Origin of the sequence: Nocardia sp. NPDC046763 (assembly GCF_040645495.1) — a bacterium.
Taxonomy (GTDB): domain Bacteria; phylum Actinomycetota; class Actinomycetes; order Mycobacteriales; family Mycobacteriaceae; genus Nocardia.
In genome coordinates, this window is the sequence record NZ_JBEYYI010000011.1 from 171,880 (window position 1) to 191,838 (window position 19,959).

Below are 19,959 nucleotides of genomic sequence, written 5' to 3' on the forward strand. Positions count from 1 at the left end.
TATTCGGCGAACTGAGCTAGATTATCCGAGGCGGAGCCGACCAGTCTCATTAAGCGACACGCGGGCATCCCTTTTCAACCCCACGGATCCCTCTCGCCGCGGCGGCGATCGCCGGATCTCCAGCATTCTCTCCTACATCATTCCCCCAGCACCGAGCCATTCCGAGGGAGGGCAAAGGATCGTGGCCAGGAGTCTCACGCAGTTGGAGCTGCTCATCGAGCTGGAGCCGATCGCCGAGCAGAACGTGAACCGTCACCTATCGATGGCCAAAGACTGGCACCCGCACGACTACGTGCCCTGGGATCTAGGTCGCAACTTTGCAGCTATGGGTGGTGCGGACTGGGACCCGGAGCAGTCGAAGCTCAGTGAGGTCGCCAAGGCGGCCATGGTGACAAATCTTCTCACTGAGGACAATCTTCCCAGCTATCATCGGGAAATCGCCGAGAACTTCTCCCAGGACGGGGCTTGGGGCACCTGGGTGGGCCGCTGGACGGCCGAGGAGAACCGGCACGGCATCGTGATTCGCGACTATCTGGTGGTCACCCGAGGTGTGGATCCGGTGGCGCTGGAGCAGGCGCGAATGATTCACATGACCGACGGGTACAACCCGGCGCGTCTGATCAAGAAGTACTCGAACACCGCGTTCATTCAAGCCGATGCCGGATTTATGCATTCCGTCGCTTATGTGACATTCCAAGAATTGGCGACCCGTGTGTCCCACCGCAATACCGGCAAGGTCTGCGACGATCCCATCGCGGACCGCATGCTGCAGTGCATCTCCGCCGACGAGAACCTGCACATGATCTTCTACCGCTCCCTGTGCGCCGCGGCCCTGGACCTCTCGCCCGATCAGGCCATGGACGCCATCACCAATGTCGTGACGAGCTTCCAGATGCCTGGCCTGGGCATGCCCAACTTCCGCCGCAACGGCGTGCTGATGGCCAAGCACGGCATCTACGATCTGCGCCAGCACCTCGACGAGGTGCTGGTCCCCAACCTCAAGAAGTGGAACATCTTCGAGCGCACCGACTTCGGCCCCGCCGGCGACCGGCGCCGCAATGAGCTCGGCGAATTCCTGGACAAGCTCCGCAAGGACGTGGTCCGCTTCGAGGAGCAGCGCGACCGCGCCCTCGCCCGCGAAGCTCAGCGCGCCGGCAAACCGCCGGTCCTCGTGGGCTGACTCGACCCGTGGCGCACGGTGGAGCCGGGCCAGGCCCCGCATTCCACCGTGTGCCGTTCGGGCCGGCCCTGCCGCATTCAGGGCCGTCCCCGCACGTTCCGGGACCACCGTGCCGCATTCAGGGACGACCCTGCGACGGGAGGAACGACCTGGCCAGGGCGGCGGCGGCGAGGTAGACCGCGGCGGCGATCGCCAGCGGGATGGCGAGCGAATCGGGGGCGAGTGGAATCAGCGCGCCCAGGACCGCGACACCGAGCGCCGAACCCAACTGCCGGGCGGCATTGAACGCGGCAGCAGCCAGCCCCGCGTTCGCCGGGCCCGCGGCCGAAACGGTGACATTGGTCGCCGCGGGCATGGTGTAGGCCATGCCGAAACCGATGAGCAGCAAGGGTATCGCGACCATCGGATACGGCGTGCGGACGCTGATGCAGGCCAGGCCGATCAGGCCGGCCGCGCCGACCGTCAGGCCGGTGACGATGACCGCGCGGGGACCGCGGCGCGCGGCGTGCCGGCCGCCCAGGGCGGAGGCCAGAATGCCGACGGCCATTTCGGGCAGCAGTGCCGCACCGGCCAGCGCGGGTGAATAACCCAGGTGCCGTTGCAGGTACAGGCTGACCGCGAAGAGCTCGCCGTAGAAGCCGAAGTTCTGCGCCAGGCCGATCATCGCTCCGCCGGTGAAAACACGTTCGCGACGAAGTCCCTTGGGCAGCAAACCTTTACCCGCGCGTGCCGCCACAGATCCCAGCAGCAGACCCGCCGATGCCACCACCACGGTGACCGTGAGCAGCTCCGGGCGTACGGGACGGGCGCCGGCGAGAATCACGAAGGCGGTGACTCCTGCCATGGCGACGACGGCCGCGACGTGCCCGGACACCGGAATCGGCTGCGCCACTCCGGGTACAGATGGCGCGGCCCGATGGATCAGCACCGCCGTCACCGCGCACACCGGCACGTTGATGACGAAAATCGCTGGCCAGCCCAGGCTTTCGGAGAGCACGCCGCCCAGCACCGGCCCGCAACTGGCCGCCGTCGACCCGATCGCACCCCAGATCCCGGTAGCCCTCGCCCGCGCCGCCGCATCCGGATACGTGAACCGGATCAATGCCAGCGAAGCCGGGATCAGTAGCGCCGCACCGATTCCCTGCACCACCCGGGCCGCCACCAGCACCCCGACCTCCGGCGCCACCGCACACCCCACCGAGGCCACCGCGAAGAACCCCAGCCCCGCCTGGAACGAGCGCCGAGCCCCGAACCGATCCGCCAGCCCGCCACCGAGCATGAGCAGCGCTGCGACGGTGACGGTATACCCGTCGACCACCCACTCGAGTCCCGTCACCGTCGTATGCAGTCCGACCGCCATCCGATCCAGCGCGATGTTCACGATCGTGGCATCCAGAATGACAACGAAATATCCGGCGGAAATCGCCGCCAGCGCCAGCCCACCGCTCCCGGTCCGTGCCACTTCCAGGGTTCGAGTCATGCCCTCCACCCTGGCCCGCAACAACTTCGGCCCGGACCGAACCATCCCCGGCGTCGATCGACCGCCGCTGCGTTGATCGTCCGCCGCGCAGCCCGGACGCTGTTCTCGAGCTTCCTGCCCGAGAAAAGCCGTTGCTCTCCGCTCGCTGCCGGATTGCCGCCGAGGCCTTCCGATCCGCAGCGAAATCGCCTCGGCCCCAATGAGTCACGATCAACCGCTCCAGCACGGACGCGGCGTTCGGGCTGACCGGCGGGCGCATCCCGGCAGCACTCCGTTTCAGGCGCGCGGGGCTCGTTTCTTCATGCGCCGCGGGGAGCGGCCGCTGCGGGGGCTCGGGAGGCGGTTCCGGGGATCTCGGAGCTGATGGCGGTCTTGTCGATACCGGCTGTGCGGCTGAGTGCCGCCCAACCGGCGGGGGTGAATGCCATTGCGCGGGGGGTGGTTCCGGGGACACACCAGTGGTTGTCGAGCATGCGGCGCAGCATCAGTGCGCCGAGGCCGCCGGCCAGGTGGTAGCGGCGTTCGGACCAGTCGAGGCAGACCTTGACCGGTGGGCGGCGGCCGAAATGGCGGAGATCGGTTGGGGTTATGGCCAATTCGTCTAGGAGGGGGTGGGAGTGGTCGGCGGCGGCCCAGTGGCCGCCGATCACGTTCAGCAGGGCGGCGTCGTGCAGGGCGTCGAAGATCGCTACCCCGACGGCTCCGGCGAGGTGGTCGTAGCAGGTGCGGGCGAGCTTCAGGTCGCGGTTGGCGCGGGCGCCGCGTAGCGAACGGACCGGTTGGACCGGCGAGATCAGGGCCATGGCCTCCAGGACCTGGACCACCTCGGGGAGAGCGAGGCGGTAGTAGCGATGGCGGCCCGCCTTCTCGACGGCCAGCCAGCCCTGATCGACCAGCTTGCCCAGGTGCTCGCTGGCGGTCGCGGCCGTGACGCCCGCCGCCCGGGCCAGTTCACCGGCCGGCTGGGCGCGGCCGTCGGCCAGGACGGTGAGCATGCGGGCCCGGGCCGGGTCCGCCAGGAGGCGGGCGGCCCCGGAGATGTCCACATCGCCGTCTCTGATCGGTTCCATGGGTCCAGTGTCCCGCCACCATCCTTCGGCCCGCGCCGAACGGTCCGCGGGTTCGATCAGAACAGGGTCATGGGGTCGGTGGGGATGGGGTCCGGCAGGGGTTCCAGGTCGGGGAGGCGGGCGCGGACGTCGGCGTGGAATCGGCGCGCGAGGGTACGGGCCGAGGCATTGTCGGGCGTGTGGATGAACACGGTCGGGGAGCGGCCTTCGCGCAGCCAGGCGACGGTGGTGTCGATCCAGGGCTGCCAGCCGGCGACGGTGGTGGCGATGTCGTCGCGGCCGTGATATCGCACGATGGGGTATGCGGTGAGGGCGCGGGTGCGGCGCGGGTTGTTGGGTTTCTTGGAGCGGGCCTCGTACTCGGCCGGGCTGGCGGGCGGGCCGTCGAACAGGACTGTGGTGTCGAACGTGATCCACTCCGCACCCGCTGCCGTCAGCACCTGTTCGAGTTGGGCGGTGGCGCGGGGGTTTTCGAAGAAGGCGGGATGGCGCACCTCGACGGCGCAGCGGTAGTGCGACGGCAGGCCGTCGAGCAGCTCGGCGAGAGCGGGCAGATTGGTGAAGGAGGCGGGCAGCTGCACCCACAGCGAGTGCAGGCGGCGACCCAGCGGCTCGATGGCGTCCAGGAACGCCGTCATCTCGTCGTCGATGCCGGTGAGGCGGCGGTCGTGGGTGATGGTGCGGGGCAGTTTGATCACGAAGCGGAAGTCGGGATCGGTTTGGCGGGCCCAGGATTGGACGGTGCGCCGCTGCGGGACCGCGTAGAAGGTGGTGTTGCCCTCGACCGCATTGCACCAGGAGGAGTAGGTGCGCAGGCGTTCGGCCGGGGGTAGCGGCTTCTCCTGCCAGTCCGGGTGTGTCCACATTGCGCAACCGACGTAGAGCCGCATACCTGCCACGTTAGGTCAACGACTTCAGCGTCGTCAGGACACGGGCTTGTTGGGCCGCAGCCAACCGAAGGTAAGCTCCACGGCCCGCTTCCAGTTGTCGTACTCCTCGGCGCGCAGGTCCGCGTCCATGCGCGGCAGCCACTGCGCCGCGACGCGCCAATTGTGGCGCAGGCCCTCGAGATCCGGCCAGTAGCCGACCGCCAGGCCCGCCGCGTAGGCCGCGCCCAGCGACACCGTCTCCGCCACGATCGGACGCATGACCGGTATGTCGAGTACATCGGCGATGATCTGCATGAGCAGATTGTCCGAGGTCATCCCGCCCGCCACCCGCAGCGCCCCGGCCTGCAGTCCTGAATCGGCGTTCATGGCCTCCACCACATCGCGCGTCTGCCAGGCCGTCGCCTCGAGCACCGCACGGGCGATGTGCCCCTTGGTGATATACGAGGTGAGCCCGATGAGCAGCCCGCGCGCATCGCTGCGCCAGTGCGGTGCGTACAGCCCTGAGAAGGCGGGCACCAGATAGCAGCCGCCATTGTCCTCGACTGTGCCCGCGAGGGTTTCGATCTCCGGCGCACTGGCGATGAGCCCGATATTGTCCCGCAGCCACTGCACCAGCGAGCCGGTCACCGCGATCGGCCCCTCCAGCGCGTACACCGGTTCCGGCCCCACCTGATACCCGATCGTGGTGAGCAGTCCGTGCTCGGACCGCACCAGCTCCCGCCCGGTGTTCATGAGCAGGAATCCGCCTGTGCCGTAGGTACATTCGGTCTCGCCGGGCGCGAAACAGGTCTGCCCGAACAGCGCGGCGTGCTGATCGCCCAGCGCCGCCGCGATCCGCACTCCCGGCAGCACTCGCCGCGCCGTGCCGAACTCACCGGTCGAGGGCTGGATCTCGGGCAGCATGGCCTTGGGAATATCGAAGAACCGCAACAGTTCTCGGTCCCATTCCAGGGTGGACAGGTTCATCAGCAGCGTCCGGCCGGCATTGGAGACATCGGTGACGTGCACCCCGTGATCGGCTCCTCCGGTGAGATTCCAGATGAGCCAGGTCTCCATGGTCCCGAACAGCACGTCACCGCGTTCGGCTCGCTCCCGCAGTCCCGGCGTGCGATCCAGCAGCCAGCGCAGCCGCGGCGCGGCGAAGTAGGTAGCCAGCGGCAGGCCGCACAGCTCCCGAATCCGTTCCGCCCCGGGCGATTCCCGCAGTCGCTCGACGAGCTCCTCGGTGCGCACGTCCTGCCATACGATGGCCCGCCCGATCGGCGTCCCGGTGCGCCGGTCCCACACCACCGTGGTCTCGCGCTGATTGGCGATCCCCACCGCGGCCACCTGCTCCAGGGTGATCCCCGAATCCCGCAGTGCCGCGGGCACGATGCGCTCCACATTGCGCCAGATCTCGAGCGCGTCCTGCTCCATCCACCCCGGCCGCGGATAGTGCTGCCGGTGCTCGCGCTGCGCCACGCCGGTCAGCCGCGCGCGCTGATCGAAGAGGATGGCCCGGGTGGAGGTGGTGCCCTGGTCGATGGCGAGCACGTAGCGTTGCGTCATCCGAGCCTGCTCCTGTCCAGGAAAGTCATTGCGCACCACCGAGATCCCGCGACACCGCGGCGGCGGCGTCGCGCACCTGGGCGATGGGCGCGGACCGGAACCGCAGCTGCCCGTCGCAGAGCCGGTCGACCGGCCCGGTGATGCCGATGGCACCGACCACCAAACCACCCCGAGAGCGAATCGGCGCGGCGACGCCGGCCTCACCGGAACGGTATTCGCCGATTTCCCCGGCCCAGCCGGTGCGCCGTACCTCGGAGATGGCCCGCCGCAGCTCCGCCGGATCGGTGAGGGTGCGGTGCGTGATCGCGGGCAGCCGGCCGTCGCGCGCCGCGTCGGCGAGCTCCCCGTCGTAGGCCAGCAGCACCTTGCCCAGAGCTGTTGCGTGCGGGGGCAATTCCTCACCCACCGCCAGTTCCTGCTCGGTATTGTCGGGCCGGAAGACGTGGTGGATCACCACCACTCCCCCGTTCACGGGCGCGGCGATCCGCACCGATTCCCCGCTGCGCGCGGCCAGCGCGTCGGCGCGATTGATGGCACGGGAACGCAGTTCATTCGCGTCCAGGTGCCCGGACCCGAGATCCTGCAGTGCCGGACTCAGCAGATACTTGCCCGTCACGGGATCCTGATCGACGAATCCCACCCCTTGCAGCGTCCGCAGAATGCCGTGCGCGGTGGGCTTGGCCAGCCCCAGCGCCGCGGCGATCTCCCCCACTCCCATCCGCCCGGACCCGCGCGCGAGTAGCCGCAGAATGGCCGCGGCGCGCTCGATGGACTGAATCGGACCCGGCATGCCCGTAACCTACCAGCTAACCGTTCGGCATTGTCGAACGCATCCTCTGCCATACGCACGTTCCACTTCGTAGCGTGGAGCTCGGTCCGGGCCGGTACCGGTCCCACCTCCCGCCACCTGTCTGGGGACCCAGGCAAACGGACTCGATGACGAGCTTCCCGGAAGGACCGTGATGACGCAGTACGTCGGAGCCATCGATCAAGGCACGACCTCCACGCGATTCATGGTGTTCGACCACGGCGGCAATGTGGTTGCCCGCCATCAACTCGAACACGAGCAGATTCTCCCGCAGGCCGGGTGGGTGGAACACAACCCGGACGAGATCTGGGAGCGCGCCCGCACCGTCATCAAGAGCGCCCTGGCCGGAGCCGGACTCACCGCGAGCGACCTGGCCGCCGTCGGCGTCACCAACCAGCGCGAGACCACCATCGTGTGGAATCGCCACACCGGACGCCCCTACTACAACGCCATCGTCTGGCAGGACACCCGCACCGACCGCATCGTCGCCGAGGTGGAGAAGGCCGGTCACGGCGATCTCATTCGCGAACGCGCCGGACTGCCGCCCGCGCCGTACTTCTCCGGCGGCAAGCTGAAGTGGATCCTCGACAATGTCCCCGGCGTGCGGGCGGACGCGGAGAACGGCGACGCCCTCTTCGGCACCCCCGACAGCTGGATCATCTGGAACCTCACCGGCGGCGTCCACGGCGGTGTGCACGTCACCGACCCGACCAATGCGTCGCGCACCATGCTCATGGACCTCGAAACCCTGGACTGGGACGACGAATTGCTCGCCGTGTTCGGGGTGCCGCGCGCCATGCTGCCGCGCATCGCGCCCTCGTCGAATCCCGAGGGCTTCGGCACCACCTACCCCGACGGCCCGTTCAAGGGCTCGGTGCGGATCGCGGGCGTGCTCGGCGACCAGCAGGCCGCCACCGTCGGCCAGGTCTGCTTCCGGCCGGGCGAGGCCAAGAACACCTACGGCACAGGGAATTTCCTGATGCTGAACACCGGCACCGAGATCGTGCACTCCAAGCACGGCCTGCTGACCACCGTCGCCTACCAGTTCGGCGACGACAAGCCGGTGTACGCGCTGGAGGGCTCGATCGCCGTCACCGGCTCTGCCGTGCAGTGGCTGCGCGACCAGCTGGGCATAATCTCGGGCGCGGCAAGGGTCGAGGCCCTGGCCCGTCAGGTCTCCGACAATGGCGGCGTCTACTTCGTGCCCGCCTTCTCGGGGCTGTTCGCGCCCTACTGGCGCGCGGATGCCCGCGGGGTGATCGTCGGCCTGTCCCGCTTCAGCAACAATGGCCACATCGCCAGGGCCACACTGGAATCCATCTGCTACCAGACTCGCGACGTGGTCGAGGCCATGCAGCAGGACTCCGGGGTGAAGCTAGACACCCTGCGCGTCGACGGCGGCGTCACCACCAACGAGCTCGCCATGCAGATCCAGGCCGACTTCCTCGGCGTGCCGGTCTCCCGGCCGGTGGTCTCCGAGACCACCGCCCTCGGCGCGGCCTACGCCGCCGGTCTTGCAGTCGGATTCTGGCGCGGCACAGACGAACTCGTCTCCAACTGGCGCGAGGACAAGAACTGGCAGCCCACCATGACCGACGAGCAGCGACGGCGCGGTTATGCGCGCTGGCAGAAAGCCGTCTCGCGCACCCTCGACTGGGTTGATCTCGATGACGAGGACTGACCGGTGACCGCTGCGCCCCACCAGCCTGAAAACACCGATAACAAGGAGTATTTCGTGTCCGCACAACTGGATCCCGCCTACCGCGCCCGGGCGATTGATTCGCTCGGCGACACCGAAATCGACGTTCTCGTGATCGGTGGCGGAGTGACCGGAGCGGGCGCCGCCCTCGACGCCGCCTCTCGTGGACTGTCCGTCACCCTGGTCGAGGCGCGCGACTTCGCCGCCGGTACTTCCAGCCGGTCCTCCAAGCTCATCCACGGCGGCCTGCGCTACCTGGAACAGTACGACTTCGCCCTGGTCCGTGAGGCTTTGAAGGAGCGCGGCCTGCTGCTGAACAAGCTGGCCCCGCACCTGGTGCACCCGGTCTCGTTCCTGTTCCCGCTGCAGAAGCACTACGAGCGCTTCTATATCGGCGCCGGCATCGCCCTCTACGACACCATGGGCGGCGCGCGCTCGGTGCCCATGCACAGGCACCTGAGCCGTTCCGGCGCACTGGAATTGGCCCCTGCGCTCAGGGAAGACGCCATGACCGGCGCCATCCGCTACTACGACGCCCAGGTCGACGACGCCCGGCACACCATGATGATCGCCCGCACCGCGGTCCAGCACGGCGCGACCGTGCTGACCCGCACCCGGGTCACCGGGCTGCTGCGCGACGGCGAGAAGGTCGTGGGCGCGAAGGTCATGGATCTGGAAACCGGTCTGGAGCACAGCATCCGGGCCAAGACCGTGATCTCGGCGACCGGCGTGTGGACCGACGACATGATCAAGATGACCGGCGTGGACTTCCCGTTCCACGTGCGCATGTCCAAGGGCGTGCACATCATGGTCCCGCGCGAGAAGCTCGACCTGAACACCGGCATCGCCATGAAGACCGAGAAGTCCGTCCTGTTCGTCATCCCGTGGGCCGAGCACTGGATCATCGGCACCACCGACACCGACTGGTCGCTGGACAAGAACCACCCGACCGCCACCGCCGCCGATGTGCAGTACATCCTCGACCATGTCAATTCGCTACTGCGCGAACCGCTCACCCGCGCCGACATCGTCGGCACCTACGCGGGCCTGCGGCCGCTCATGACCGGCGCGTCGAAGGAGACCTCCAAGCTGTCGCGCGAGCACGCGGTGGCCGAACCGGCCCCGGGCCTGTTCGTCATCGCGGGCGGCAAGTACACCACCTACCGGGTGATGGCCGCCGACGTGGTGGACGCCGCCGCCGAGCGCCTCGGCAGCGATGTCGCGCCGTCGGTGACCGCGAACCTGCCCATCCTGGGTGCGGTCGGCTACCAGGACATGCTCGACACGATCGCCGAGGTGGCGGCGCGGGCCGGGCTGCCGGTCGAGACCGTGGCGCATCTGCTGGGCCGCTACGGATCGCTGACCGCGGAGATCTTCGACCTCATCGCCGCGGTTCCCGAACTGGGCCAACCGATTCCGGGCGCCGAAGACTATCTTGCCGCCGAGGCCGTCTACGCCGCCACCCACGAGGGCGCGCTGCACCTGGACGACCTGCTCACCCGCCGTACCCGCATCTCCATCGAGGTGCCCGACCGCGGCCTGCGGGCGGCCCCGGAGATCGCCCGCCTCATCGCCCCGCATCTGGGCTGGGACGATGAGCGCACCAATGCCGAGATCAACCGCTACTTCGACCGCGTGCACGCCGAATTGGCGGCCAACGCGGAGAAGGACGACGAGGCCGCCAACGCGGCCCGCATGGTCGCCGTCGGCTGACCTCTCACCTGAATCGGGAGGGGTTCGAGGGCCCAGCCCTCGCCCGGCCGCGCCAGGTCACAATCCGATGCTGGGCATCTCCCCGAGGGTCGCTCCGAGACTCAGGAAGTGCTCGGCGGCGACCTCGACGAAAATCGCACGGCCGGTGGCGATCACGGTGTCGCCATCGGTCAGCGTGGTGTCGATGTAGAGTTTGCGGCCCTCCCGGGCGGCGAGCACCGCGGTGACCACGAATTCGCGGTGCAGGCGGGCCGGGGCACAGTAGGTGACGTCGAGTTTGACGGTGACGGCGGGCTGACGCAGGGGGACCAGGATCGCACCGCAGGCGTCGTCCAGGGCCGCGGCCACGATACCGCCGTGGGCAACGCCGGGCGCGCCCTGGTGCCGTTCGTCCAAGGTGAAGGTGCCGCGCACAGTATCGCCCAGTCGTCCGAAGGCGATCTGCGGGGAGGCCGGATTGGCGGGGCCGCAGCCGAAGCAGCCGGGGTGATGCGGCGGGAAGGGCCCGTCGGCGACGAGGTCGCCCAGCGGTAGCGGCGCGGCGTCGCGATTGTGGTCCATGCTCAGAAGTTAACGCACATTCAGAACCGACTCGCAACCACCCCGAAGTCGACATGCCGCACTACCCCGCCGGCGCCGGCGGCCTTCCCGCTCGATCGCCACGCCATCAGCCCTGGCCGCATGACCGTCATCGCCCAGCAAGCAACCGGAACCGCACCGTAGCCCGGACGGCAGCGGCGCGCCGGAATCGGCTCCGGCGCAGCGCTTTTCGTGTGCGACGTGCTCAGTCCTCGGCCGAGGAAGCCTTGCCGCCCGATGCCTTCGTGCCGTGCTTGCCGTGGCCATTTCCGCTGGCGTGCTTGGCATCGGGCTTGTCGGACTTGACCTTGCCGCCCTTGCTGACGGTCATGACCGATTCCTCGGTGATCTTGGCGTCGGTCTTCTTCCCGCCGGTGTGGTGAATAGCCTCGATCTGCAGACCGCTGCCGTCGGCATCGATGCGCACCGTGTCACCGGGCGCCAGCGCGCCCTCGAGCAGCTTCTTCGACAGCGCGTTGTCCAGCTGCTTCTGCACGGTCCGGCGCAGCGGACGGGCGCCGAACTCGGGCTGATATCCGTTCTCCGCCAGCCAGTCCATGGCCCGGTCCGAGACATCCAGATCGATGTCCTGGGCGTGCAGCCGCCGCTTGGTGCCGTCGAGCACCAGGCCGACGATATTGCGCAGCTGCGACTTGTCGAGCCGGTGGAAGACGATCTGCTCGTCGAGCCGGTTGAGGAACTCGGGCCGGAACTGCCTGCGCAGCCGCTCCTCCAGCTGCGGCGTGATCGAGTCCAGGTCGCCGTCCTTCGCGGACAGGATCAGATCGGAGCCGATATTGCTGGTCAGAATCACGATGGTGTTCTTGAAATCCACCGTGCGGCCCTTGGCGTCGGTGACCCGGCCGTCGTCGAGCAGCTGCAGCAGCACATTGAACACATCCGGATGCGCCTTCTCGACCTCGTCGAACAGGATCACCGAGTACGGCTGCCGGCGCACCTTGTCGGTGAGCTGGGCGGCGTCGTCGTAGCCCACGTATCCGGGCGGTGCGCCCACCAGCCGCGAGACCGTGTGCTTCTCCTGGAACTCGCTCATATCGAAGCGGATGAGCCGGTCCTCGTCGCCGAAGACGGCCTCCGCCAGGGCTTTCGCGAGTTCGGTCTTGCCGACGCCGGTGGGGCCCAGGAACAGGAACGAGCCGATGGGCCGGTTGGGATCCTTGAGCCCGGCGCGGGCGCGGCGCACCGCCTCGGCCACCGCGACGATGGCCTCGTCCTGGCCGACGACCCGCCGGTGCAGATCCTGTTCCAGCTTCAGCAGTTTCGCCCGCTCCTCGGTGGTGAGGTCGGCGACCGGGATGCCGGTCTGCCGCGACACCACCTCGGCGATATCGGTGATCTCGACCGTCGGGATCTCGGTGCGGTCCACCTCGTCGGCGGTCTTCCGCTCCAGCTTCGAGATCTCGGCCTTGATCTTGTTGGCCCGCTCGTAGTCCTCGCCGGCGACCGCCGCGTCCTTCTCCCGATTCAGGTGCGCCAGTTTCTCTTCCAGCTCACGCACCTTGGGATCCGGTGTGCGCGTACGCAATCGAACGCGCGCGCCCGCCTGGTCCACCAGGTCGATGGCCTTGTCGGGCATGAAGCGGTCGGTGATGTAGCGGTCGGACAGCTCGGCCGCCGCGATCAGCGCCTCGTCCAGGTAGCGCACCTGGTGATGCTCCTCGTACACGTCGGAGAGCCCGCGCAGGATCTCGATGGTGTCGGCCACCGACGGCTCGGACACCATGACCGGCTGGAAGCGGCGCTCCAGGGCCGCGTCCTTCTCGATGTACTTGCGGTACTCGTCGATGGTGGTGGCGCCGATGGCATGCAGTTCGCCACGGGCCAGGGCGGGCTTGAGCATATTGCCCGCGTCCATGGAGCCCTCGCCACCGCCGCCCGCGCCCACGATGGTGTGCAACTCGTCGATGAAGACCACCAGTTCGTCGGAGTGCGCGCGCACCTCGTCGAGCACCTTGGTGAGCCGCTCCTCGAATTCGCCGCGATACTTGCTGCCCGCCACCATCGAGCTCACGTCCAGCGCGATGACGCGGCGGTCGGTCAGGGTGGCGGGTACGTCGCCATTGACGATGCGCTGGGCCAGACCCTCCACGATGGCGGTCTTGCCGACGCCCGGATCACCGATGAGCACCGGATTGTTCTTGCGCCGCCGCGACAGGATCTCCACGGTCTGCTCGATCTCCTCGGCGCGGCCGACCACCGGATCGACCTTGCCGGCCCGGGCCTCCGCGGTGAGGTCGCGGCCGTACTCGTCGAGGGTCGGGGTGTCGGATGGCTCCTTGGCGGTCTGGGCGGCGGGCATCTTCGCACCCGCGAGGGCCTGGGCGGCCGGGCTGTCGTGCACGCCCGCGATGCCGAGCAGAATGTGCTCCGGCCCGATGTAGCTGCTGCCCGCCTCCGCGGCACTGCGCTGCGAATTGCGCAGGGCCAGCTTGGCGCCCGGGCTCAGGACCAGGGCGTGCTCGCGACCGTGCGCGCCGACGCCGCTGCCCGCGGCGGTGCGCATCTGCTTGCGCAGTTGTCCGGGGTCCCTGCCGATTTCGGCGATGATGCTCTGGGAAGGCTCGATGGCGGCGGCCGCGTAGAGCAGGTGCTCGGGGGTGATCTCGGCGCTGCCCCAGTCGTGGGCGGCCTGCCGGGCGGAGTCCACGACCTGCTTGGCGCTCTCGCTCAGCAAACGACTCAGGTCGATGCGCTGCACCGGCGGCTGGCGGGACATTCCGGATCCGAAGAATCGGTTGAAGATGTCGTCGAAGGAGTCGAAGGAACCCATCGAACTGGGCCAACCCTGGGTCATGGTCACCTCGTGGCTTCGGCTGACACTCGGAAGGACTCGGGTTCGCAACGAGCCTGGCGCCGCGTCAGCTAACGGATGGCGAACTCGGGGTCCACAGTAGTAGCCTCGGCGCGGACGGCAAATGGCCGTAACGACTTTGTTTTGGATCGGTTCGGCCCTTGCCCCGTCGTCGGAGTACCGACCGAACGGAGTCCTGATGCGTGCGATCCACGACGAACTCGACGCCCGCGCGGCTGCGGTGGCCGGACAGGTGGTGCACTGGCGGCGGTATCTGCACGAGCATCCGGAGCTCTCCAATCGCGAGGTGAACACCGCGGCGCTGATCAGCGATCACCTGAAAGCATTGGGCCTGGACGAGGTTCGCACCGGCATCGCCGGACACGGCGTGGTTGGCGTGCTGCGCGGCGGGCAGGCAGGCGACCGGGTGGTGGCGCTGCGCGGAGATATCGACGCGCTGCCGGTGCCGGACCTGTGCGGGGTACCGTTCGCCTCGCACGTGGTCGATCAGCAGTACCCCGGCGGGCCGTTCCCGGCGTCACACGCCTGCGGGCACGACTGCCACACCGCCATGCTCATGGGCGCGGCCACCGTCCTGGCCGGTGTCCGCGAACAACTGCCGGGCACCACGCTTTTCGTGTTCCAGCCCGCCGAGGAGGGCCCGCCGGTGAACGAAAAGGGCGGTGCGCGTGAGATGCTCGCCGAGGGCGCGCTCGACGATCCCGCGCCGACCATGGTGTTCGGATTCCACGTCACGCCATATCCCAAGGGGTACATCGGATATCGGGTCGGGAACCAGTTCGGGGCGTCCTGCCTGACCAGGATCACCCTCACCGGCCAGCAGGTGCACGGGTCCATGCCGTGGATGGGCATCGACCCGATGCCGGCGGCCGGGGCGATCCTGACCGGGATCGGGCAGCTCTACCGGCAGGTCAGCGCGTTCGACCCGGTCACCGTGAGCATCGGACACGTCGAGGACGTCGGGCGGTTCAATATCATCGGCCAGACCGTGACGCTGTGGGGCACCATCCGCTGCGCGGTCGAACACGATATGGGTGCGGTGCAGACGCGGCTGCGGACACTCGCCACCAACACCGCGGCCGCCTACAACTGTTCGGCCGCAGTGGATTTCCTGCAGGACGTGCCCGCGGTGCACAACGAGCAGGCGTGGATGGATGCCGGGCTGTCCACCTTCCGCCGGGTGGCCGGGGCCGACCGGGTGGTGCCGACGGGCGCCACGCTCGGATACGACGACGTCTCGGAGTTCGTCAACAGGTATGGCGGGCTGTACGTGACGCTGGGAGTGCAGGACGCGCAGCTCGACGCGGCGGGTCTGCCGACGCCCATGCCCGGCGGGCGCGGGCTCTTCATGAACCACAACCCGCACTTCTACGCCGACGACGACACCCTCGTCACCGGCGTGCGACTGCACGCACAGGTGGCCTACGACCATCTGAGCGGCGCGCTGGCACCCGAATAGCTTGTGCCGCAGTCAATTCAGCTGCGGGGCGCGAGTGGGGTGCGCCGCGATCACCCTCGCGGCGAAAACCGTCAGCGCCCGGCGACGACCGGCATGAACGGTGCGTAGTCCCGGACGTGGCCCTCGGTCCAATCCCAGAGGGACTTCGGGTCCACGGACACGCCGCGCTGCAGGATCAGCCGCCAGCCGTCGTCCTGCTTCTCCCAGATATCGCCGTCACGGTCCACGTACATGCCGGTGCTCTCGGGCTCGATGCCGGTCTCTCCCAGACTCCTGGGGAAATCCACTGGCTTCGTCACACCAACCACCTCTTCAACTTCCAGGTTACTTCCAGTCAGAAGTATTCTCCCCGCCCACTCTTGCGATCCACTTCCGGCGGGGTTGTGTGACGCATTCGCACTGTTAGCATTGGAAACAAAATTCCGTACCATACGGTCTTCTTTATGGCGGCGATCGGCCATAACTATCCGACAACCATTCGGCTACCTTTTGGCATCTTCAGTTTTTTGAGGGATAGTGCACTTCTTGCGGCGAATGACCAGTTCGCTTCCAGTCGCAGGAGGACACCGATGGCAGGCGCGGAGCTGAGAGTGCTCGGCCCCCTGCAGCTGTCCGTCGACGGTCGTGACATCCCCCTGGGCACCCCCATGCAGCGCGCCGTCCTGGGCCGCCTCATCGTCGCGCACGGCCAGGTCGTGAGCACCGAACGGCTGATCGACGACCTGTGGTCCGGGCATCCGCCACCCAAGGCCACCGCGGTACTGCAGGTGCACATCCACAATCTGCGGCGACTGTTCGAACCGCAGCGCCCACGGCGTGCGCCCTGCCGCTTCATCGTGTCCGAGTCGCCCGGGTATGCACTGAAAATCCCCGAGAACGCCGTGGACGCATGGCATTTCGAGCAGCAGTTGCGGACCTATCAGGAACTTGTCAGCAACCCCGAGATCCACACCGACCCCACCGAGCGCAATGCCCTGCTGGAGGCCGCCCTCTCACTCTGGCACGGTCCCGCCCTGGAGGCCTTTGCCGAGGCCGACTGGGCCGTCGCCGAGGCCGACCGGCTCACCGACCTCTACCTCACCGCCGTCGAACTCAATGCCCGCACCGAATTGGAACTGGGCCGCTCCGGCGAAGTGGTCCGCGAACTGCGCCAGCTCTTCGAGGACAACCCCGGCCGCGAGGAAATCGTCCGCCTGCTCGCCCTGGCGCAATACCAGCTGGGCCAGCAACTCGAGGCGCTCACGACCATCCGGCGCTCGCGCGAATTCCTCGGCGGCCTGTTCGGTGTCGATCCCTCCCCCGCGCTGCGCCAACTCGAAATAGCGATTCTCAATCACTCCGCCGGCCTCGCCCAAACCCCGCCCTTGCCGGCGCACGACCGTCACCCCACCGGCCCTGCCGCACCCCCGGCCACCACCAGGAGTACGGCCGCTCCAGCGCCGGTCTCCAGCCCGAGCATCGAGACGGCGAGAACCAGCACCGCCCCCGAGGCCGCCGACGGGTTCCATTGCGCTACCGGCTATCTCACCGAGTTGTCGGAGCTGCTGAACGCCGCCGAGGCGGCGCGGGCCGGGCAGTTGCGGGTCGCCTGGGTCGCCGGGGAGGCGGGAATCGGCAAGTCCGTGCTGGCGGAGGCGACCCTCGCCACGCTGTCCACCGCGGGCTGGACCGCCGCGACCGGAACCTGCCCCGAGATCGACGGCGCACCCGCGGCCTGGGCCTGGACCGAGATCAGCACCGCCCTCGACGTGACCGAGCCGAGCCGGGCTGCGGCCGCGCAGCTTTCGGAGGGCGCGGTCGGCGCACCGGGCACTCCCGCCGCGGCAAGGCCGGATACCGGCTCCTCCCAGCCGATTTCACCGGTCGCGCAGCAGCCGAACGCGATCGACGCGGGGACGCCCGCCGAAGACACATTCACGCTGGCGCGGGTCATCGCGGAAAAATGCAGGCGCGCGGCCGGTTCCGCACCGGTGGCACTGCTGCTGGAGGATGTGCAGCGGGCCGATCCGGGGACCTTGCAGGTATTGCGGCAGGTGGTGAGCTGGCTGCGGGACGAGCCGGTATTCGTGCTGGTCACCATGCGGCGATCGGAGGCGGGGCAGGGGGCCCACAACACGGTCGCGGCGCTGGCACAGCATACGGGGGCCTGGCTGGAGCTCAATGGACTGGACGCGGAGGGGACGCGGCGAGCCGCGGCGGCCGCCGGGTTGACGGGGATCGAGGCCGAGGCGCTGGAGCAGCTGCAGCGGCGGACGGGCGGGAATCCGCTGTTCGTCCGGGAGGTGGCGAAAGCGACTGCCGCACAGGGGAGTTTGGACGAGGTGCCGGACTCGATCCGGGAGCTGATCGAGGATCGGGTGGCACAGCTGCCCGACGGGGTCGCCGAGGTGCTGCGGCAGCTGTCCATCTGGGGTGAGAGCGTCGATCTGGCGATCCTCAGTGCGGCGGCGGGGCTGACCGAGGACACCGTGATCGATCTGGTCGCGGCGGCCGAGGCGGCCGGACTGGTGGGCTCCGGGAGCGGCGGGAGTATCCGGTTCGAGCACGGGCTGATTCGCGATGCCGTGTATCTGGGTATACCACCGCTGCGGCGGGGCCGGATGCACTGGGCGGCACTGGAGCTGCTGGAACAGCGTGCCGACGCCTATCCGGCGGTGGCGCGGGACCCGGATGTGCTGGCCCGGCACGCCCTCGCGGGCGCGACCGCCGAAACCGCCTCGCGCGCCATCGAATACGTGGAGCGGGCGGCCGAGCGGCGCACCAGCCGCGGGATGCGCAGTGCCGGTGTGCGGCTGCTGCGCTCGGCGGTGGACCTGCACCGGCTGGCCCGCCACGACGCCGACCACGCGCCCGCCGGCGACCGCATCGCACTGCTGCGCACCCGCTGCGCGCTGGTCACGGCGCTGGCCTACGACAATCGGCATCGGGAGGCCCGCGTCGAACGCGACCGGGCCCTCACCCTCGCCGAGCAGCTGGGCGATCCGGACCTGGTGGTCCGGGCGCTGACCTGCTGGCGCGCCCCGATCATCTGGGCGATTCGCAACTGGCGCAGGCCCGATCAGCACATGCGGCGGGCGCTGGCGCGCGCCCTGGCCCGGCACGGCATCGGCGCGTCCACCCTGGCCCTGCTGGTGAGCGAGGTCCCCGACCCCTCGGTACCGGCCGATGATGACCAGAATACCGTTGCGGTGCAGGATGATTCGAACGATGTGGCAGATGCCGATCTGGTGCGCCTGCTGGTCGCGGCGACCTTCGAGACGGGACTGGTGGAGTCGGCCGCCGGGCGGCGGCTGGCCCGGCTGGCCCTCGCGGCGGCGCGGCGCACCGGCGATGCCGAATTGCTGTGTGCCGCCATCAATGCGGTGACCTATCTCGCATTCGAGTACGACGCGGAGTTCTCGGCACTGGTCGACGAACTGGAGCGGCTGGCCACCGCCGCCGGCCTGGCCGAGTACCGGGCGCTGGCCCATTATCTGGGATATCGGGCCGCGGTGGCCCGGGCGGATCTGCGGGAGGCGGGGCGGCGGGCGACGGCCGCGGTGGAGTTCGCCGACGAGGGCCAGTTGCAGCCGCTGCTGGATATGGTCAGCTGTTTCGCCGCGACCGTGGAACTGCTGCGCGGGAACATCGACGCGGCCGATGAGCTGTACCAGCGGTTCACGGCCCGCACCCGGCTTTCCGGCGTGGCCAATCACGCGGAGGCGGAGTTGTTCTGCGCGCTCTCGATCGACTGGGCGCGGGGCGAACTGGGCGGCCTGACGGATCGGCTCGCGAACGCCTATGCGGCCCTGCCCGCGGCCGCCGCCCCGGCCTACACGCTCGCGCTGCTGCAGAGCGGACAACGCGAGCGCGCACGCGGCGTGTACGAGGACTCGGATCCGATTGCGGCGGGCTTCTATCCGGTCCTCATGTCGGCATTGCGGGCGGTCGCCGCCATCGAACTCGGCGACACTCCAGCAATTCAGCGGCTCTACGAATACCTGGCACCGCACAGCGGCACCCTGATCGGCCTCGAAACCGGGATGACCGAGTTCGGCCCGATGGACTCGATCCTGGCGGCGCTGGCCGCCGCCCAAGGCGACGCCGAGGCGGCCGCGGCGCATCGCGACCGCGCCGAACGCCTGCTGGAAAGGATTCGAGCCGAACTTCCCGACTGCGCCGCCGCACTACTACGCGCGGCCTGACGCACGAGAAATCCGGATCGAGTCATTGGCCTGAAATGTCGCTCCGCCTCCCCGCGCTTGGAGCCGATGCCCGCAGGCTCTCGACTCCCAGCGAATTTCCAGCGCCTTGATTTACGCTGGCTAATTCTTGGCGCGCTGGTAAGAGTCAACGATCTCGGCCGGGATACGGCCGCGCGAGGAAACCTGGTGCCCCTGAGCGCGCGCCCATTCGCGGATCGCGGTGCTCTCCTCGCGGTCCACCGCCGGACGGGTGCGGCCGCCCGCGGCCACCTTGCCGGTCCGCTTGGAACGACCGACCTTGCGGGCCTTATCGGTCCACGGTTCCAGGGCCTCCCGCAGCTTGCCGGCGTTCTTGTTCGACAGGTCGATCTCGAAGTCGTTGCCGTCGATCGAGAAAAAGACGGTCTCGTCGGCCTTCGATTCGCCGTCGTAGTCGTCAACCAGAGTTACGGTGACTTTCTTCGCCATGGACTGCCCTTCCACGTGTGAGGTGCCGCTATTCGCCGAAATGTTAAT

14 protein-coding genes are annotated in these 19,959 nt (G+C 68.6%); 5 read left to right on the plus strand and 9 right to left on the minus strand.

Annotation, left to right across the window (positions count from 1 at the left end; translation table 11 throughout):
- Window positions 1-181 precede the first annotated feature (181 nt).
- Window positions 182-1,180, plus strand: coding sequence for an acyl-ACP desaturase (locus tag ABZ909_RS19990; RefSeq protein ID WP_357001584.1), 999 nt, complete (start codon window positions 182-184; stop codon window positions 1,178-1,180).
- A 118-nt stretch (window positions 1,181-1,298) separates the two neighbouring features.
- Here ABZ909_RS19990 and ABZ909_RS19995 read toward each other — a convergent pair whose 3' ends face one another.
- The 5 genes from ABZ909_RS19995 to ABZ909_RS20015 form a co-directional block, all read right to left on the minus strand.
- Entirely contained in the window at window positions 1,299-2,660 is a 1,362-nt protein-coding gene (locus ABZ909_RS19995; RefSeq protein WP_357001587.1) for an MFS transporter, read from the minus strand.
- A 299-nt stretch (window positions 2,661-2,959) separates the two neighbouring features.
- Complete coding sequence (locus ABZ909_RS20000) at window positions 2,960-3,730, minus strand: winged helix-turn-helix domain-containing protein (RefSeq protein ID WP_357001590.1); 771 nt, start codon at window positions 3,728-3,730, stop codon at window positions 2,960-2,962.
- 56 nt (window positions 3,731-3,786) lie between these two features.
- The gene (locus ABZ909_RS20005; protein ID WP_357001593.1) at window positions 3,787-4,620 is read right to left on the minus strand and encodes a DUF72 domain-containing protein; all 834 of its coding nucleotides are present in this window, start codon (window positions 4,618-4,620) and stop codon (window positions 3,787-3,789) included.
- Between the two features lie 33 nt (window positions 4,621-4,653).
- Window positions 4,654-6,168, minus strand: coding sequence for a glycerol kinase GlpK (glpK, locus tag ABZ909_RS20010; protein WP_357001596.1), 1,515 nt, complete (start codon window positions 6,166-6,168; stop codon window positions 4,654-4,656).
- Between the two features lie 25 nt (window positions 6,169-6,193).
- Window positions 6,194-6,958, minus strand: coding sequence for an IclR family transcriptional regulator (locus ABZ909_RS20015; protein ID WP_357001599.1), 765 nt, complete (start codon window positions 6,956-6,958; stop codon window positions 6,194-6,196).
- 172 nt (window positions 6,959-7,130) lie between these two features.
- Here ABZ909_RS20015 and glpK (ABZ909_RS20020) point away from each other — a divergent pair, with 172 nt between their 5' ends.
- Both glpK (ABZ909_RS20020) and glpD read left to right on the plus strand, forming a co-directional pair.
- A complete protein-coding gene (gene glpK / locus ABZ909_RS20020) occupies window positions 7,131-8,657 on the plus strand; it encodes a glycerol kinase GlpK (protein WP_357001602.1) in 1,527 nt (508 codons plus the stop codon).
- Between the two features lie 54 nt (window positions 8,658-8,711).
- Window positions 8,712-10,388, plus strand: coding sequence for a glycerol-3-phosphate dehydrogenase (glpD, locus tag ABZ909_RS20025; RefSeq protein ID WP_357001605.1), 1,677 nt, complete (start codon window positions 8,712-8,714; stop codon window positions 10,386-10,388).
- Window positions 10,389-10,445: 57 nt separating this feature from the next.
- Here glpD and ABZ909_RS20030 read toward each other — a convergent pair whose 3' ends face one another.
- Window positions 10,446-10,949, minus strand: a complete 504-nt coding sequence (locus ABZ909_RS20030; protein WP_357001607.1) for a PaaI family thioesterase — start codon at window positions 10,947-10,949, stop codon at window positions 10,446-10,448.
- 223 nt (window positions 10,950-11,172) lie between these two features.
- Window positions 11,173-13,782 (minus strand): ATP-dependent Clp protease ATP-binding subunit, encoded by a 2,610-nt coding sequence (locus tag ABZ909_RS20035; RefSeq protein WP_357001610.1) that lies wholly within the window; start codon window positions 13,780-13,782, stop codon window positions 11,173-11,175.
- A gap of 196 nt (window positions 13,783-13,978) precedes the next feature.
- On the opposite strand from ABZ909_RS20035, the gene ABZ909_RS20040 reads away from it, so the two are divergent.
- Complete coding sequence (locus tag ABZ909_RS20040; RefSeq protein WP_357001613.1) at window positions 13,979-15,259, plus strand: amidohydrolase; 1,281 nt, start codon at window positions 13,979-13,981, stop codon at window positions 15,257-15,259.
- 71 nt (window positions 15,260-15,330) lie between these two features.
- On the opposite strand, the gene ABZ909_RS20045 is transcribed toward ABZ909_RS20040, so the two are convergent.
- Window positions 15,331-15,558, minus strand: coding sequence for a hypothetical protein (locus ABZ909_RS20045; protein ID WP_357001615.1), 228 nt, complete (start codon window positions 15,556-15,558; stop codon window positions 15,331-15,333).
- Between the two features lie 270 nt (window positions 15,559-15,828).
- Here ABZ909_RS20045 and ABZ909_RS20050 point away from each other — a divergent pair, with 270 nt between their 5' ends.
- Window positions 15,829-19,443 (plus strand): BTAD domain-containing putative transcriptional regulator, encoded by a 3,615-nt coding sequence (locus tag ABZ909_RS20050; protein WP_357001617.1) that lies wholly within the window; start codon window positions 15,829-15,831, stop codon window positions 19,441-19,443.
- Between the two features lie 120 nt (window positions 19,444-19,563).
- Here the strand turns inward: ABZ909_RS20050 and ABZ909_RS20055 are convergent, their stop codons facing one another.
- Complete coding sequence (locus ABZ909_RS20055) at window positions 19,564-19,911, minus strand: Lsr2 family protein (protein ID WP_357001620.1); 348 nt, start codon at window positions 19,909-19,911, stop codon at window positions 19,564-19,566.
- Between the last annotated feature and the right edge of the window lie 48 nt (window positions 19,912-19,959).

Coding starts and splice junctions, on each gene's coding strand:
- ABZ909_RS19995 (WP_357001587.1), bottom strand. CDS start 2,660: ATGACTCGAACCCTGGAAGTGGCACGGACCGGGAGCGGTGGGCTGGCG.
- ABZ909_RS20000 (WP_357001590.1), bottom strand. CDS start 3,730: ATGGAACCGATCAGAGACGGCGATGTGGACATCTCCGGGGCCGCCCGC.
- ABZ909_RS20005 (WP_357001593.1), bottom strand. CDS start 4,620: ATGCGGCTCTACGTCGGTTGCGCAATGTGGACACACCCGGACTGGCAG.
- glpK (WP_357001596.1), bottom strand. CDS start 6,168: ATGACGCAACGCTACGTGCTCGCCATCGACCAGGGCACCACCTCCACC.
- ABZ909_RS20015 (WP_357001599.1), bottom strand. CDS start 6,958: ATGCCGGGTCCGATTCAGTCCATCGAGCGCGCCGCGGCCATTCTGCGG.
- glpK (WP_357001602.1), top strand. CDS start 7,131: ATGACGCAGTACGTCGGAGCCATCGATCAAGGCACGACCTCCACGCGA.
- ABZ909_RS20030 (WP_357001607.1), bottom strand. CDS start 10,949: ATGGACCACAATCGCGACGCCGCGCCGCTACCGCTGGGCGACCTCGTC.
- ABZ909_RS20035 (WP_357001610.1), bottom strand. CDS start 13,782: ATGACCCAGGGTTGGCCCAGTTCGATGGGTTCCTTCGACTCCTTCGAC.
- ABZ909_RS20040 (WP_357001613.1), top strand. CDS start 13,979: ATGCGTGCGATCCACGACGAACTCGACGCCCGCGCGGCTGCGGTGGCC.
- ABZ909_RS20050 (WP_357001617.1), top strand. CDS start 15,829: ATGGCAGGCGCGGAGCTGAGAGTGCTCGGCCCCCTGCAGCTGTCCGTC.
- ABZ909_RS20055 (WP_357001620.1), bottom strand. CDS start 19,911: ATGGCGAAGAAAGTCACCGTAACTCTGGTTGACGACTACGACGGCGAA.